Source organism: Paenibacillus sp. SEL1, from assembly GCF_054602535.1.
Window position 1 is genome coordinate 282,945 of record NZ_CM137723.1, and the last position, 15,542, is coordinate 298,486.

16 protein-coding genes are annotated in these 15,542 nt (G+C 44.8%); 3 read left to right on the forward strand and 13 right to left on the reverse strand.

What is annotated here, in order from left to right:
* Positions 1-79: 79 nt before the first annotated feature.
* The gene (locus tag ACYCSE_RS01310) at positions 80-1,168 is read right to left on the reverse strand and encodes a hypothetical protein (RefSeq protein WP_459700958.1); all 1,089 of its coding nucleotides are present in this window, start codon (positions 1,166-1,168) and stop codon (positions 80-82) included.
* Positions 1,168-2,160, reverse strand: a complete 993-nt coding sequence (locus tag ACYCSE_RS01315; protein ID WP_459700960.1) for a hypothetical protein — start codon at positions 2,158-2,160, stop codon at positions 1,168-1,170. Before ACYCSE_RS01315 ends, ACYCSE_RS01310 begins: the two co-directional genes overlap by 1 nt.
* A gap of 212 nt (positions 2,161-2,372) precedes the next feature.
* Between ACYCSE_RS01315 and ACYCSE_RS01320 the strand changes: the two genes are divergently transcribed.
* Together ACYCSE_RS01320 and ACYCSE_RS01325 are read left to right on the forward strand one after the other, a co-directional pair.
* A complete protein-coding gene (locus ACYCSE_RS01320) occupies positions 2,373-3,023 on the forward strand; it encodes a hypothetical protein (RefSeq protein WP_459700962.1) in 651 nt (216 codons plus the stop codon).
* A 34-nt stretch (positions 3,024-3,057) separates the two neighbouring features.
* Entirely contained in the window at positions 3,058-3,627 is a 570-nt protein-coding gene (locus ACYCSE_RS01325; RefSeq protein WP_459700964.1) for a DUF1697 domain-containing protein, read from the forward strand.
* A 114-nt stretch (positions 3,628-3,741) separates the two neighbouring features.
* Here ACYCSE_RS01325 and ACYCSE_RS01330 read toward each other — a convergent pair whose 3' ends face one another.
* On the reverse strand, positions 3,742-5,487 hold the full coding sequence (locus ACYCSE_RS01330) for a methyl-accepting chemotaxis protein (protein WP_459700966.1): 1,746 nt from the start codon (positions 5,485-5,487) through the stop codon (positions 3,742-3,744).
* A gap of 287 nt (positions 5,488-5,774) precedes the next feature.
* Between ACYCSE_RS01330 and ACYCSE_RS01335 the strand changes: the two genes are divergently transcribed.
* Positions 5,775-6,359, forward strand: a complete 585-nt coding sequence (locus ACYCSE_RS01335) for an RBBP9/YdeN family alpha/beta hydrolase (RefSeq protein WP_459700968.1) — start codon at positions 5,775-5,777, stop codon at positions 6,357-6,359.
* Positions 6,360-6,438: 79 nt separating this feature from the next.
* Here ACYCSE_RS01335 and ACYCSE_RS01340 read toward each other — a convergent pair whose 3' ends face one another.
* The 10 genes from ACYCSE_RS01340 to ACYCSE_RS01385 all read right to left on the reverse strand — a co-directional run bounded on the left by ACYCSE_RS01340 (position 6,439) and on the right by ACYCSE_RS01385 (position 15,537).
* Positions 6,439-6,975, reverse strand: a complete 537-nt coding sequence (locus tag ACYCSE_RS01340) for an SMI1/KNR4 family protein (RefSeq protein WP_459700970.1) — start codon at positions 6,973-6,975, stop codon at positions 6,439-6,441.
* Positions 6,976-7,031: 56 nt separating this feature from the next.
* Complete coding sequence (locus ACYCSE_RS01345) at positions 7,032-7,691, reverse strand: DUF2625 domain-containing protein (protein ID WP_459700972.1); 660 nt, start codon at positions 7,689-7,691, stop codon at positions 7,032-7,034.
* 36 nt (positions 7,692-7,727) lie between these two features.
* Positions 7,728-8,246, reverse strand: a complete 519-nt coding sequence (locus ACYCSE_RS01350) for a hypothetical protein (protein WP_250266383.1) — start codon at positions 8,244-8,246, stop codon at positions 7,728-7,730.
* Positions 8,247-8,278: 32 nt separating this feature from the next.
* Positions 8,279-9,433 carry an immunity 26/phosphotriesterase HocA family protein gene (locus ACYCSE_RS01355; protein WP_322160624.1) on the reverse strand — a complete coding sequence of 385 codons (1,155 nt, stop codon included), beginning with the start codon at positions 9,431-9,433 and terminating at the stop codon, positions 8,279-8,281.
* A gap of 80 nt (positions 9,434-9,513) precedes the next feature.
* Positions 9,514-10,524, reverse strand: a complete 1,011-nt coding sequence (locus ACYCSE_RS01360) for a phosphotransferase enzyme family protein (RefSeq protein WP_250266385.1) — start codon at positions 10,522-10,524, stop codon at positions 9,514-9,516.
* Between the two features lie 259 nt (positions 10,525-10,783).
* Positions 10,784-11,143: an Hsp20/alpha crystallin family protein gene (locus ACYCSE_RS01365; RefSeq protein ID WP_459700975.1), complete on the reverse strand. Its 360-nt coding sequence runs from the start codon at positions 11,141-11,143 to the stop codon at positions 10,784-10,786.
* Between the two features lie 135 nt (positions 11,144-11,278).
* Complete coding sequence (locus ACYCSE_RS01370; protein WP_250260797.1) at positions 11,279-12,280, reverse strand: ABC transporter ATP-binding protein; 1,002 nt, start codon at positions 12,278-12,280, stop codon at positions 11,279-11,281.
* Positions 12,264-13,253, reverse strand: coding sequence for an ABC transporter ATP-binding protein (locus ACYCSE_RS01375; RefSeq protein ID WP_459700977.1), 990 nt, complete (start codon positions 13,251-13,253; stop codon positions 12,264-12,266). The genes ACYCSE_RS01370 and ACYCSE_RS01375 overlap by 17 nt, the downstream gene beginning before the upstream one ends.
* A 63-nt stretch (positions 13,254-13,316) precedes the next feature.
* Complete coding sequence (locus tag ACYCSE_RS01380; RefSeq protein ID WP_459700979.1) at positions 13,317-14,252, reverse strand: DUF1177 domain-containing protein; 936 nt, start codon at positions 14,250-14,252, stop codon at positions 13,317-13,319.
* Positions 14,253-14,265: 13 nt separating this feature from the next.
* Positions 14,266-15,537 carry a M20 family metallopeptidase gene (locus ACYCSE_RS01385; RefSeq protein WP_459702455.1) on the reverse strand — a complete coding sequence of 424 codons (1,272 nt, stop codon included), beginning with the start codon at positions 15,535-15,537 and terminating at the stop codon, positions 14,266-14,268.
* Positions 15,538-15,542: the final 5 nt, after the last annotated feature.

Sequence of the window (15,542 nt, forward strand, 5' to 3'; positions counted from 1 at the left end):
TGGTTTTACGCCCCTTTTCAAATGTAATAACTAACGCATATTTTCCCATCTCGCCAGGAAGGAAGCCCGACACTGCCATTTATTCGTAGCTTAAGGCTTTACAACGGCTATCCGGTTTCAATTCAATGAAAATTCCTGCCTCTTGATGGTAAACGAGTGGAAACCGCTCCGTATCTACATATTCCCGAACACCGCTTGATAGCCGCCATACCTGAAGCGGGACTCCTTTTCCCCATAAGAATAATCGGTCACCGCAAATGGCCATATCCGCTTGGGGGAAAGGAAAAGCCCCGTCTTCAACAGGCTTACAATTTAGGGAGGGGATCGCTGGAAGCACACGTCGGTACCCGGGCTGGGTCATATCGAATAGGACAACAGCCGGTTCAACTCCTTCCTCTCCCCAATCTTCCTCCTCCACTAAATCAGCATCCATCTGTCCCCAAACCGCCAATGTATCGGGTCCTGTCCAGCATACTGGCCCGTCCCAATCTATGGTTTGCCAAAGATGGCGAATTGACGGACCATTCTCCGATTCCCATGGATTCAGCAGCCAATCCGATAACGACCAAGTTCGGACCACTCCTAATGGAGCCCATACCCATCCCGTATCCGCAATCCACTTTCCCCCTGGTGAAATCAGCAACCTCCCATGAAAATAATCTAGATAGTGCTCATTTTTGCTTTCGCTGTTATAAATAGGGGTAGGTCTTGCTGTCAAAAGCATGCCTGTTTCTACATCCGTCAGATCAAGCCGGTTCCATTCCGTCCCATGAACAAGAATGCATGCACCATCTTGGTGTACAAATGCCAGTGGAAACATACTTTTATCGTAGTGATATTCGTCCCGAGATAATTGCATTTTTTCTTGAGCATGGACTAAATCATACACTGCCGCATGCCGTCCAAAACGATTGGAGATAGCTACATAGCTGCCATCAGAACTGGTAACCATTTGGACAGGTTGCATGGGATTAAAATCAGGAATACAAATACGTGTGCACAATTCTGCGCTGCCAGAGCGAAGTTCTAGTCTCCACAGTTCTGCTTGTGTGTTTAGTGCCAGCAGGGTTATGCTTTCCTGAGAGTCGCCCTGTAGTGGATGAATGGCTGTAAGGCGTCCGATAGACGGTGGTAAATCAGGTAAAGAAACGTGATGGAATGGCATCATTAAACCCCTTTTATTCTGGATAAATAATAATTTATACCCGCATTTGTGAAGCTGGATTTATCAACAAAAAATCTGATATCAAGCAATGCAGTTAATATTTTCATAAAAACTCCCGGTTTTTTCTTGCAAAATAACTTAAGATATGTAATTTCGCTAGGATTACTTTTGAGAACAAAATAGGAGTAATTCATCAAGATCAAGTTGGAGATGAACTGCTCTGTTGGAGATTGATGCTCATTGGTACAGTCGATCAGCACCTCTAATACCCTATTTTTATTAGAGTTATAGGCTTGTATAAACATCGTTGCTTCTACAAACGGCTTGTTGAAATCATCGAATGGAAAATCATATACATCATGGCTACCCAGTATGAAGTTAACCCATTGGCCTTGTAAAAATTTTATTTTTTCCAGCGCTGCTTGTGTATCCATATCCATCTTACTTTTGTGAATATGCTCATGCAAAATGTTAATAAGAATGTGCAGATCATAATGTTGTGCGTCTTCCATTCTGTACATGATCCTATTATTTTCAATCGTTAGACGATCATAAATGTCGTCACCTAAACCCAATTCAAATAAGAGATGTTGAAGGAAAAATAGTCTGTCCTGAGCAAACGTGAATTCATTGCCTCTCTCTGCTAGATGTGAAACTTGATATTGATAATAAAAACAACATAAGTTTTTCCTCCTATAAGCAACATCTTTATGTATATCAAAAACATTAAAAATGAGTGAAAGCAATCGAATCAGGCGTTCAGCATCCAGTTCGCTTCGAATGACATGATCCATTTTTGTAAATAGCGACCTGTCAAACAGATCATGCCATCGCACTAGAGAAACATAATCCTGCTCGTTTATATTCAGGGTTAATATTCTTAAATTTTGCTCTTGATCGGGATAAGAATAAAATAGATATTCATGACTTAAATCAGAAATACGCTCATTAAAATAAGCTCTTAATTTGTAATCGTATATTTTAGAAAATGACATGCTTATCCTCCTTACAAGTAAGCCTGAGCATATTAAACTAAGCACAAAACATGTTCGAACTCCTATATTGTAAAATTAATCTGGATAGACTGGCAAGGTGGCACATTTACAGAAACATATGTTCTCCATGTCTGTATTATGATATCTTTATGCTAGAAATGAAACGTTATTGTCGGAGGTCATAGCCTACAATTAGAAAGGAATGGAAATCCTTGAAACAACTAAGTGAAGCTTTGTCCCGTTTTGTACAACAACAAAACTTGTATAATGAAGCCTACGGGCTGTTCCAAAACCACGACATCCAGCCCCGGACGGAGAACCTAACAGATTGCTGGGACAGACGGATTCCCGTATCCCCTGAGCTTGAGTACCTGTATAGCCACTATGAAATGATCGATGCTAAGGCAGCGGGAACACACAAATTAAAAAATGCGGCAGTTGAAATTGGGGATGCTGCTGTCCTCTTTTTTGCTGCACCAGAACATCTGTATCGCCAACAACTAGGCTATCGCTGGATTACATCTGGTGAGCTTGTCCAAGAATCTTCTTCGTGGCCGCCCCATCATGTCGTGATTGCCACTTTTAATGACGATACAGTCATTGTCGATACTAGCGGACCCGATTCCCCTGTATATGCTGCATTCGAAGGCGGTGCGCCGCAGCAGGTGGCTGACTCTTTAGCTAACTTCTTTACGGCTCTTTCCATCCTGATTGAAGGTGCCTGTACCTTTAAGGGAGAAGTGAAAGATGAGGACACATACGAAACCAAAACAGAATATATCGAGCACGTAAAACCATTGCTGCATCCGCTGTTGAGCGAAAATCAAACTACGTTTTTATTGGAATACCTATCCCTTTCCTAAAAATCCTTTTTGTTAAAGAGAGGTGGGACTTTTTATGATCTATATCGCATTACTGCGGGGCATCAATGTTGGCGGCAATAACAAGATCGAGATGAAGAAGCTCAAGCAAACGTTTAAACATGCAGGTATGGGGCATGTGACGACTTACATTAATTCTGGAAACATTATTTTTTCTAGTCAAGGTCAGTCCAACGAGGAATTATCGCTCATATTGGAACAGGCGATTCTGGAGGATTTTAGCTTACCCATTCGTGTCATCGTTCGTAACATGAAGGAGATTCAGACCATTATAGAGGCACTGCCGAATGAATGGTCTAATGATACACAGATGAAAAGTGATGTATTGTTCCTGTGGGATGAAATTAACGATATTTCCGTTCTGGACAAGCTACCTTTGAAACCGGGAATAGGCCATGTAATATATACGAACGGGGCCGTTCTGTTTTCTGTCAGCAAAGAACAAGTCACAAAAAGCGGGTTAACGAAATTAGTCGGCACCAAGCTGTATCAGCAAATGACGGTGCGGAATGTGAACACAACACGACAGATTTACAAGCTGATGCAAACGGCTGAACAGGAAGAGCTACGAGATACGAGCTCTTGACTGTAGTCCAAAAGCAACCTTAGAAGAGTAAACTCAAAAAGGGAGCCTATTGTTCGGCTCCCCAACTGTTTTTCTTCGATGGAATGTTCTCCCTAGTCTTTACGATAGGCCTCGTTAAATTTTAAAGCCTTCGACCAGTTCATTCAGTCGCGCAGCACTTTCCTTCACCTGATCAGACTGGTGTGCCACTTCAAGAGATTTCTCCGTCGATGAAACCATATTCTCTGCAATGTGCTGAGTGGATATAGCAGACTGTTCGCTGGCTGTTGCAATCTCATGGATTGCTCTCACCATGGTTTGGATCGTTTCATTCACCTGCTTAGAGGTGGCGTTCAAATCATTGACCGTGTTCGTATGCTCCACGGCATCATTGTAATATTGTCCTGCTGTATCCTCAAGCAGCTGATAATCCTTGCCTACCTGGGCTTGCAGGAAGTGCAGTAATTCTTCCGCATTAGTAGTTAAATTCTCAACAGATTGCACAACTTCTTGAGTAACACTCTGAATTTGGTCTACTGCGTGTTTGGAGCCGTCTGCCAACTTGCGAATCTCGTTAGCCACAACCGCAAACCCTCGACCTGACTCACCCGCACGAGCCGCTTCAATGGATGCATTTAGAGCCAGCAAATTGGTTTGTGCCGTAATTTCTAAGATGGACTGAGAAAGTAAACGAATTTGGTCTACGCCCTTGGCTCGTTCTAGCGCTTCCTTCATCTTTTCATTGGCCTTCCGGTAAATTTCCTTGGCCGCTTTATTGGATTCACTAGCCGCATGCTTCAATGTTTCGGCTTTTACACTTGTATCATTGGCAGACTGAGCTCTTTCTTGAGTTTTGACCGAAATGTACTCTGCTGCCCGCTGCATTTCTTCCGCAGAATGGTTCATATTTTCGGTGTATGCCGAAGTCTCTTCCATAGCTGCTGACAGCTGTTCGGCCGTGGCAGATACATCTCTAATCCGCTCATTGAGATCTGTCATATTATGATTCGTCTGGTCACTCAGTTGGTTAATTTGGCGTGACTCATTGATAACCCCCGTTATGACCATTGAGGTTGAATCTGTCATTTGTTGAATGGCACGAGCAATGACAGCGATCTCATTATTTCCTTTGAGCAAGGCAGGATCAAGTGCTGCCGTTAAATTCCCTTGGGTAATCTCCTCACAGTATTTCGTAATTGTACTCATCCGAAAACGGATATTTCGAATGGCCGCAAAGGAGATGGTGATAAGAATAGCCAGCACGAGTGCCAGAACCGTGATCAAAACAATTGTACGCATTTTAATCTCATTTTGCGTATTTTGATATAAGTTGGCGGATTGCTCATTGTTATAATCTGAAATCGTAGTCAACATCGTAACAATTGCCGTACTGGATTTATTAATCCGGCCTCTCTCTTCCGTGTCATACGTTCCGCTATTTTTTTTGACTGCCATGATTTGCTCAATATCCTGATAATATGTGTCTATACCCCCCCGTAGTTCCTCGTACAATTTCTGTTCCTTAGCATCCAAATTCCTTTGTGAGAATTCATTTAGTCCGGTTGTAACGCTATCTTTTCCTTTCTGCACTTGCTTATACTGTTTATCTGTGTACTCCTTATTGTCAAGTATTTTTGTATAATTAGCCCGCATATTATAGAAATCACTTTTGACTTCAAGAATATTCGTTTGGTGTTGAAAGCGATCCACATACAAAATACCTTGACCCTCTTTAGCTTGATACATACCGATAACCCCTACCAACGATACAATGAGTAAACCCACTAAGCTGATTACAATCATGGAGATCATCGTTGTCGTAACCTTTAAATCTCTAAAACCTTTTCCTTTTTTAGTCCTGTCTGATAGCTTGTTACTCATCCAAACCCCTCCAGATCGTCTATGGATAATAGTTCACGCTGCAGATCACAGAACGTGATGATATATATATCTATATATCGGTAGAAAGCGCTTAAATTTATAAGTAAAATAACGGTACTGCAAAAATAAGAATATTATAGTAGGCAACTTCATATTTGGACTTGCTATGTAACTCAAAATTTTAGATATTCATGGGCTTAAAGAATTTGTTAAACTAGAAGAGGAGTCCTTACACGAAGTGGGGCACATATAAACAACGAACGCTGAATGATGGGAGAGAAAGTATTGTGACAAACATACAAAATAAAAAACAAGTATATATAATCCACGGATACACAGCTTCGCCAGCCGATCATTGGTTCCCTTGGTTACAAGACAAATTACAGGAAGATGGAGTATCGGTAGGTATACTGGAGATGCCCAACTCGCAATCCCCCAAACTTAATGAGTGGATCGAGCATCTATTACAAAATATTAAAGTTCTACATAAAGACACCTATTTTATTGGTCATAGCTTGGGATGTGTATCCATATTAAGATACCTACAGCAAGTAAGTATCCCAGAACCACTTGGTGGTCTCGTTTTCGTTTCCGGTTTTACTGATCCAGTGCCGAGTCTACCGTCATTAGATGAATTTACAAATGGCCATTTGGATTATCAGCAAATCATGGATTCGCTAAAAGCGCGTTCAGTTATCGCTTCAAAGGATGACACAATTGTGCCCTTTTCACTCAGTAAGAAACTAGCTGAAGACATCCAAGCCGATTTCCATGAAGTAGACCATGGAGGACACTTTTTACAAAGTGACGGTTTTACTACCTTACCGATTGTATATCGAGTGTTAATTGAAATGATGAATGCACATGAGTAGCATGACAGGCTTAGTTTGAAAACTTACATAACCCGCAAAATGGAACCGGCGAAGGGTTCATTATTGCGGGTTCAATACATCAATACAATGCCCATTTTTCCGTACACAGCTCTATAAATGAATGGGCAACCTGTTCACATTCGTCATATCCCAAACTACCAGAATGAGCAAAAAGAACGGGATACTCATTGTTTCTTTTTTCCTCTCTCATATCAAACATATAGTGGTTTCCGCACCCATCCATCGCAAACGACACAGCACCCGGCATATATTCCGGTAACTCGTAGGCAAGGTTCATTTCTCTCAAATCTTCGGTATTGAAAAACTGAAAATACCGTTCTCCATTTTGAAACTCCCCGCCGTTAGAGTATCTCAAAAAATCCATATAGCTGTCAGGAAATTGCCCTTGGGGCAGAAGCCAGCCCACAGGATCTAAAGGTTTATATTGATCATGGAATGGAGACGACTTTGGAAAAGGGTTCACTTGTCTTTGCTTGATTTCGTGAATCTCTTGCTCGGATAGCTTTATGTTCCATGTTTTCAAAAAATTCGCGATTTGTTCATCCGTTGCTTCCTGACTTATTACAAACGGTTGTTCAAATTGAATACTCCACATATGTGCCAACCTCCATGCCTAGATGCCTCTAAGAGTTGTTATTTCTACCGAGCAAGCTATTCCTTATCCACTACCACCTGCCATGCTTTTGTAATGTCTATAGGCGACTTGCTGCTGGTCTCCCCTCCACCTTCCTGAGTCCATAGCGGCGGATAATATGCAAATACCTCTCCCGGCTGAAGTTGCTCCATATTCTTCTGCCAACCGTTCCAGCGGAATGTCTGGTAGAACAAGTCTAAATCTCCCTCAGCCAACCAGCCCAAGAAACCGGAATAGGCCAGCTCTGTGGATTCCCATTCTAATGCATCTGGTGCAAAATAGTAGATATGACCACTACGTCCGAATTTCCCTGTATCCAATCCAAAAAATCCACCTGCTGCATCATAAGCCACAATCAGCATCCCCTCAAGCGCAGGAACACTTTCCGGCTCTTGAAGCCGGTTCCATGAGGTCAAGCTACCAAAAATTCCAGAGCCACCTGCACCCAGCAAGGTGATCCAACCGTAATCAAACACGATTCCTCCTGTCTCATAGGCAACTGTTCCCAAATACGACTTCGTACTCACCTGCAAACGGTACAGCGTGTCCCCCGTAGCGGATTCCGATTCGGCCGATACAATGTGATGAGAATTCCGGCCTTCTTTCAGAATATTTGTGACCTCTTCCCATGCATGGTTATCCTTATCCACCAGTTCATCAACCTTTAAAGTATGCATGTTCATTCCCCTTCCCGCATATCCTAAAATTCCCTTTCAACCCGCGAACTGATTTTTGAAAACCTGCATTTGATCTAAAATCACCCACTGATTCACTTCGTCGTATCCTTTTACAATTGCCGTGACCTCATGCTTCGGATACATCCACTCGGATGGTGTCTTTTCCTCATATGTACGAGTGTCTGACAATCCGACCGCATGATGCTGGAAAATATGAATAATCGTACCGTGTGGGAAAAACGCTTCAATATAACCCTTTACCTTAGTCCCAACGGGCAGGCCACTTTTGATTTGATGCCATTTCTGGTTGAAGGTGTGAAGATAATTGGACCAGATTTCTTCAAACTCTTTTTTTGTAATTTGCGTATAATAGGGCTCTGTATCATCAATCGCTTTCTCAGCTAATAAGAAATGATACTGCTCGTGCTTGCGATTAGAGGCGATATACGTGCCATCATCCTGGATGACAATTTGTCGATAGGCTATTCCATCCGAATCTATTTCAAAATACCAGGTTCCCATGCCTGGCTCCGGGCAATCTTTAAGATACTTCATGTGCTCCTCCTATTAAAGAACTAAATCCGTTGTCATCCTTTTTTCCCGCCATAGATTCTTATCAAATATGCGAGATATTCTGAACGTGTCAGTCCTCCCGCTTGGCGGTTGAACTCATCATACGAAATGTCTTCCAGGAATCCGAATTCGGCCAGTGCTTTTCGACGCTCCTCCCGATGCAACGGATTATCCAGCGTTTTGTGCCACTCCCGCTCTTCCCAGGGTCCAAAGCAGTCGGCAACGACACTTGAATACACACCATTATTTAAAAAATTTTGCGAAGACTTGAACACTGTATCCCCTTCCGGTTTGGAAACCGTGCCCGTTCCCCAGGATAGACTATACGTTCTTTCTTTCCTGCTATCCGTACTACAGCCATAGCCGATGGGGAACACAATATCCTCTTCCACTAACAGCTTATGCCCTACCCACTCATAGGCACCCCGCATAAAGGAATCATCCATAACAATCCAGGTCGTTTCGGATAATGGGGCGGCTGTGATAGATTCCAAAGCTGTTGAACGGTCACGACTCGTAAACAAATACGGACGCACGAATAAAGGCATGGTCATGACACTGTTCCAAATGCTTTCCTCTGCAAACAACTGATCCTTTTGCATTTGGCGCAGATCTCCAATGACCAGTACATATCCATCTGTGAAAAGGTCTATTTCCACGCGGAAGATGTCTCCCGGGACCGTTTTATAACGCTGGTTTTTCATATGCTTCAGTCGGTGCAACCTGCGATCGTAATCCTTGGGCACAAGTGACGGATATTGCTGAAGCCAATCGATGATCTCTTCTTTACTATGTAAATGCTCACATCCCGTAATAGGGAGTTTCACACCCGTTTTGCTATTCACAGCAGTAACATAACTAAGAGGACGGTCCCTTCGTATGCCTGCTGAAAAGGTTACGCCTTCTGCCTTGATGCTCGAAACACTTGTGTAATTCAGCTTTTTCTCTTTGCCACGAGCCGTTTTAGGCAAAACAAATGCCCGGTCACGCGTAAGAATCTCTACATCGGTTTCTCCATAAGTATCCTCAGTGGAAGAAATTCGCTTGCGAATGACATTCCCATCCATACAAATAAAGTATCCATTTTTAATTTCTACCACGTCCCAATGTTCTTCCAGCGTCTCCAGCCCGAAGTACGGTCGTAACGCGTTCGTTAGCCAACTATTCATCTACTCCTCCAGTTCCGAGTACATCTCAATGGACTCAGCTCAATTTTTTCCAGAGACTATAACATAACATGGCATGCAGCTCATTTATTCCTATACATTACAGCTTGGATCAACTCCTCCTGAATCCAGCTACTTTTGGTAGACAGTTGGAGCAAATCAGCAGAGATCTGTTTGACTTGCTCTTGCAACACGTGTGATTGATCCGTTCCTTCCAGAAAGCGACTCAAAAAATGAAGAAATACGTCTACCTTCCTAAACAGCATCAAAACAGGCAAAGCATCAATCTCGTTGTGGCTTAAATGAACCTGGCGGCTGAAGCCCCGGCAAAAATCCCGAACTGCTGTCTCCTCCTCCGGTTGTCCCAAAAATCCTGATAAGATGACCGCCGGCTCCATGACCCGAACGTCTAGCGTACAAAATTCAAAATCAAGCAGTGCAGTGACTAGACTATGATCCGAATCCTTTACTAACAAATTGGAAGCGTTCAAGTCTCCATGTACAAGCTGATGCGGCAACTCTTCCAATGCATGAAGCGAATCTGTAATCTCTTCATAAACTTCTCCTATCAATCGCAGCTCTTCATGTAAATCCTTTAGAGGCTCAGGCGGATGTAAACAAAAGCCTTGAACCGTTTCCCGGTTACACAATGGATAGGATTGCTGCAAAGCATAATACGGTCGATAGACTGGAGTCATATCAAGATTGAATGTCGCAAGCACAGCAGATAATTCCCCCGTAGTCTCGCCCAAAGAATAGGCAAAGCTTGAATCCTGCTCCAGGGGTGATATGCCTTCTATGTATTTGAACAGACACACATATTTGCCGCTTTCCTTCTCCAGTTGAGCAAGCGTCTCTCCCGTGACCGTTGGAATAGGCTGGGGTATCCTGAATGATAGAGAATGCTTACTCAGCTCCTGCAAAACCGCATGCTCAAATTCAATTTTATCCCGATCCCTGTGTGTATCGTAGACGCGCAGCACCCCGCTTCGTCCACCACTCTTAACAAAATACGTCGTATTATTCCAACCCCCGGTTCGTTTCTGTAGCGTTCCGTTCCACTCCGGCCAGTGACGTCTTAGTATTGCTTCCAAGGATGTATCCTCCCTTCTTCGTGTCCATAGCATCGGCTGACTCCGGCATGCGAGAAGTATGGTCATAATAGCTTTACAGGTAATTTCATTATTTTAGCATAGCAGATAGCCTATTTTATAGCAGAGGGCGACTCTAATTCATAAGAATTTAAACCGAAGGAGGAATACCTCACTTACAATGTGATCGAGTCTTTTAAAACAGGACGTACACAAAAAAACAGGACTGATTAATCAGCCCTGTCTTCTACATCATACCCCTTTAGTCAATCTGGATCTGTCTGCGGGAACGATCGTCACCCTGACGTTTAGGAATTTCAAGTTTCAATACGCCTTGATCCAGTTTTGCCTTAATGCCTTCTTCATCAACATGATCCACATAGAAGCGTCGGACAAATTCCCCAGAACGGCGCTCCCGTCGAATCATTTTATTCGTATCATCCTTCTCTTCATGATATTCATTCCGTTTAGCACGGATCGTCAAATAATTATGGGTAATATCGATGTCGATATCTTCTTTTGCAATGCCTGGAAGCTCAGCTTCCACCAGATATCTGTCGTTTTCTTCACGAATATCCGTCCGAAACGTCTGAGAGTTGCTGCCAAATGGAGCGAGGCTCAAAGTTCAAAAGAGGCTGAAAATACTGAAATAACCCGATCCTAAGCGATCTGTCAAAAATAGTTTTAGATTTCAATCAATTTGACCTTTTTTGACCTTTTGACTTCACAAGAGACTACATATTCTTTGTCAGCCAACTCAGGCTTGCCCTGCTATCGCTTGTTCCGGCGTAGAAGCTGGATACAAGTGGCAGGCTACCTGCCGCCCCGGTGCAGCTTCGGCAAAGACGGGCTGTACTTTGCTGCATATCTCCATGGCTGCCGGGCAGCGGTTATGAAACGCACAACCACTTGGTGGATTTTCTGGACTGGGCACATCCCCTTTAAGTACAATCCGATCACGTTCCGCTTCTGGATCAGCTACAGGTACCGCAGACATTAACGCCTTTGTATACGGGTGCAGCGGCTCTCTGAACACTGCTTGGGTCGGTGCGAGTTCGACCAGCTTGCCCAGGTACATCACACCCACGCGGTCGCTGATAAATTTGACGACCGACAGATCATGGGATATGAACATATACGTTAGGTCATATTGTTTTTGCAGGTCCTTCATCAGATTGAGCACTTGCGCCTGAATCGACACATCGAGGGCCGAGACTGGCTCGTCACACACGATAAATTTGGGATGAAGCGCCAGTGCACGTGCGATCCCGATCCTCTGGCGTTGACCACCCGAGAACTCATGCGGATAACGATGGGCGTGATAAGGAGACAATCCGACCACTTCGAGCAGCTCTTCCACCCGCTCTTTGAGCTGCGTTTTGCTTAGCTTTTCATGCGTGATGAGCGGTTCTTCCAGCACCTGCTGTACTGTCCATCTGGGATCAAGCGAAGCAAACGGATCTTGAAACACCATCTGCATATCCGTTCTGAATTTGCGCAGCTGCTCTGTGTTTAGCTTACGTATATCCGTGCCATTAAACAGAATCTCTCCATCCGTCGGTTCGATCAATCTGAGAATTGCCCGTCCAGTTGTGGATTTGCCGCAGCCGGATTCTCCCACGATTGCCAGGGTTTCACCCTGCTGTACAGTCAGGTTAATACCATCCACCGCTTTGACTGCTCCCACTTGTTTGGAAAAAAGTCCTTTTTTGATCGGATAGTGCTTTTTCAAATTACGTATTTCAAGCAGTGTACTCATGATATCCCTCCTGCTGTAGCAAGCAGCGGCTTTTGTGTCCGGGTTCCACTTCTGTAAGCTCCGGGGCCTCTGCACGGCAAATTTCCTTAGCAAACTGACAACGTGGTGCAAAGCGGCAGCCTTTTGGCATATCGAGCGGGTTGGGAACCTGGCCCGGAATGGAAGCCAGACGCTCCTGATCACTGTTCAATTGCGGCAGTGAGGCTAGCAAACTTTGTGTATACGGATGCTTGGGATCTTTAAACAGCGTTTTAACGTCCGTTTCTTCTACGACTTGTCCGGCGTACATAATCACGACCCGATCGCACATTTCAGCAACGACACCAAGGTCATGAGTAATCATCAGAATGGAAGTTCCTTCGGACTTCTGTAGCTCACGCATCAAGTCAAGAATCTGTGCTTGAATGGTTACATCTAGTGCCGTTGTCGGTTCATCGGCGATCAGCAGCTTCGGATTGCACACCATCGCCATCGCAATCATCACCCGTTGGCGCATACCGCCCGAGAGTTCATGCGGATAAGAAGTGGCTACTTTTTCTGGACGTGGAATTCCCACTTTCGTCAGCATTTCCACAGCCATGTCTTTTGCTTTGTGTTTGCTTACACCGTGGTGGTAGCGGGCAGACTCCGCAATTTGCTTGCCGATTTTGAACACAGGATTTAGCGAAGTCATGGGCTCCTGAAAAATCATAGCCATCTCGTTGCCACGAATCGAGCGCATTTTCCGCTCCGAAAAATCCAGCATGTTTTCACCGTTAAACCGTACTTCACCAGCGGCTACTTTCCCAAGTCCCTTGGGGAGGAGCTGCATAATGGAAAGGGAGGTAATGCTCTTGCCGCACCCGGATTCGCCAACGATTCCGAGTGTTTCGCCTTTGCCAACCGATAGATCGACGCCGTCCACAGCCCGGATGGTGCCAGCCGCAGTCTTGAACTCCGTCCGGAGGTTGGTTACTTCAAGCAGTTGTGCCATGCCCTCTTCCTCCTCCTTGTCCATCATTGAACCTTCATGTTCTTTTTATCTTAGGGAATAAGCTTATTCAGACTTACCCATCGTTTGCAGATGCTTCATGGTACCGTACAATTTAGTAATATGTTGAAACTCCTTTTCCGAATGAAAAGAGCATTGCCCACGTCCATAAGCTTTGGCTGTTTCTACAGCCAATTTGGCCGCCAGCGCAATATCGCTTTCGTGGCTGGCCCCCGTTGCACTGCCTGGGACAGGAGCAGCGGCCGTGATGGCTACACCAACCACTGGAGCGGAAGTGGCCACCGCTGGCTGCAAAATGCTGTTGATGTGATACAGGTCGTTACCATAAGGTGTGATGTCCTGCGTAGTTACAGCAAACGTGACACACGGTTCGCCAGTAACGGTCTGCACAATATCGACGAGGTCTTCACTAATGCGTAGTACGTAGCCTTCACGTACCGTTGGGGAAATGGCAATACCTTTATGGTTAATGATCCGATTCCCTTTGGTCGTATCAATGGACAGGATCGCTTCCATTTCGGGTGTCACTTCATATTTGTTCATCGTCAAAATATCTACGGGTGAATCCATAAATGGAACCGGATCATGGGGCTGAGTGGGTGCATCTGGACAAATATGTGTACAGATAATCACATCTCCATCAAGCACATCTCCTTTGGACTGCATGCTCAAAAGTTTAGCCGCCGCCGAAATTGCCGCTGCCGCACCGTCACCATCGGATACAAATCCGATCATCTCCGGTCGTGCCCCTAGTCCACCAAGTCGCCCTACTACACCCAAGGTTGGAGAATCGCCCCCCTGAATGCGACCCGTTTTACCGGCAATGACAATTTTAATAAAATCCGTAGAGCCCTTTTCACCTTGCACAGTGGTGACCGTAATCTTTGCTTGACCCAGTTGTTCCAAATAAGCTTTGACTTCTGCCCCGCTGGCGAACGGATTATCCAAAAGGTCATAAACTTCAAAAACTTGTTTCATCATACGACAGATCCCCTTATGCTTCTTTTTGTGTTGTTTTCAGGTATTTAAGCGCCGTCAAGGCGTATACTTTCGCAGATTGAATGATCTGCCATACCGGAGCTTTTTCATTAAAATTGTGAATGGTCGACAGTTCGGCAGGCCCGTATTGCAATACCGGGATATTGTATTTGCGGAATGCACGTGCATCGCTGGTTGCCCATTGCAGTACGCCATAGGCCTCTTTACCGCTGACTTCAGCGATAGATTCCACAAGCTCCTGTACAATCGGCTCGGTGGGCGGGGTCCAGTTGGCATTACCATAAAATCCGAATTGTCTGGGCTCCGCGTCAATGCCAACACTTGCAAGCAATTCTTTGGCTTTGGCCAGTACTTCCCGGTGGTCTACGCCAAATGGAACACGGGAATCCACTTGCACTGTGCAACGGTCCGCAACCACATTGACTTTCGTGCCCCCCTGGATCGTACCAATGTTCACCGTTACATGATCAAACGCTTGTCCATAGCTTGGGTTCTCCCGTTCGCTTGCATAACGCTTGGAAATTTCAATGATCTCTTTGACTTCTTCCGGGATGTCCGGCTTGATGTCCCACAGTTGTTGCAGCGCTTCAATCCCTTTTGCCGCCTTCAAAATAGCACTATCACCTGCGATCGGCTGCAAACTGCCGTGACCTGGTGTGCCTTCAACGGTAAATTCAAACCAGCAGCTTCCCTTTTGCCCGATGGTCGGGTTTTGCGGGCCTGAAGGCTCTGCAATCACAGCAGCTGTTCCTTCAATCAGTTTTCTTTCCAGCACCCAAGGTACTCCAAGATGTCCCCCGGTTTCCTCGTCTGGAACTACAAGCAACGACAACGCACCTTCGAGTGGTACGCTTAGTTTGGAGAACAGCGCAACGGTAAATATTAATCCGCCCAGTCCTGCTTTCATGTCCGAAGCACCGCGACCCAGGAGATAGCCATCACGTATTTCACCACAAAACGGATCAAAATCCCAACGAGTACGATCCCCTGCCGGCACAACGTCTGTATGCCCACAGAAAATCAGTTTTTTTCCGTCCGCCGTTTCAGCGCCATAATCAGAAATGAGATTCCACATATTCGGCCCGGATTCAAGCACCGTTGTTTCTATACCTGCTTCTTTAAGATAGTCCATAATGAACTGACTAATTTCGCGTGAATCACCTGGAGGATTTTCCGAAGGAAATTGAATCAACCGCGAGCATAGCTCAAGCAATTCGTCCTGCCGTTTATCTATTTCATCAAGAACTAATGTTTTCCAATCTGTCATTTCCA

What these genes read in the sequence shown, in the direction of transcription:
- ACYCSE_RS01375 (WP_459700977.1), bottom strand. Translation starts at nt 13,253, where the DNA reads ATGGCACAACTGCTTGAAGTAACCAACCTCCGGACGGAGTTCAAGACT.
- ACYCSE_RS01350 (WP_250266383.1), bottom strand. Translation starts at nt 8,246, where the DNA reads ATGAAGTATCTTAAAGATTGCCCGGAGCCAGGCATGGGAACCTGGTAT.
- ACYCSE_RS01315 (WP_459700960.1), bottom strand. Translation starts at nt 2,160, where the DNA reads ATGTCATTTTCTAAAATATACGATTACAAATTAAGAGCTTATTTTAAT.
- ACYCSE_RS01310 (WP_459700958.1), bottom strand. Translation starts at nt 1,168, where the DNA reads ATGATGCCATTCCATCACGTTTCTTTACCTGATTTACCACCGTCTATC.
- ACYCSE_RS01380 (WP_459700979.1), bottom strand. Translation starts at nt 14,252, where the DNA reads ATGATGAAACAAGTTTTTGAAGTTTATGACCTTTTGGATAATCCGTTC.
- ACYCSE_RS01345 (WP_459700972.1), bottom strand. Translation starts at nt 7,691, where the DNA reads ATGCATACTTTAAAGGTTGATGAACTGGTGGATAAGGATAACCATGCA.
- ACYCSE_RS01355 (WP_322160624.1), bottom strand. Translation starts at nt 9,433, where the DNA reads ATGAATAGTTGGCTAACGAACGCGTTACGACCGTACTTCGGGCTGGAG.
- ACYCSE_RS01330 (WP_459700966.1), bottom strand. Translation starts at nt 5,487, where the DNA reads ATGAGTAACAAGCTATCAGACAGGACTAAAAAAGGAAAAGGTTTTAGA.
- ACYCSE_RS01325 (WP_459700964.1), top strand. Translation starts at nt 3,058, where the DNA reads ATGATCTATATCGCATTACTGCGGGGCATCAATGTTGGCGGCAATAAC.
- ACYCSE_RS01340 (WP_459700970.1), bottom strand. Translation starts at nt 6,975, where the DNA reads ATGTGGAGTATTCAATTTGAACAACCGTTTGTAATAAGTCAGGAAGCA.
- ACYCSE_RS01370 (WP_250260797.1), bottom strand. Translation starts at nt 12,280, where the DNA reads ATGAGTACACTGCTTGAAATACGTAATTTGAAAAAGCACTATCCGATC.
- ACYCSE_RS01385 (WP_459702455.1), bottom strand. Translation starts at nt 15,537, where the DNA reads ATGACAGATTGGAAAACATTAGTTCTTGATGAAATAGATAAACGGCAG.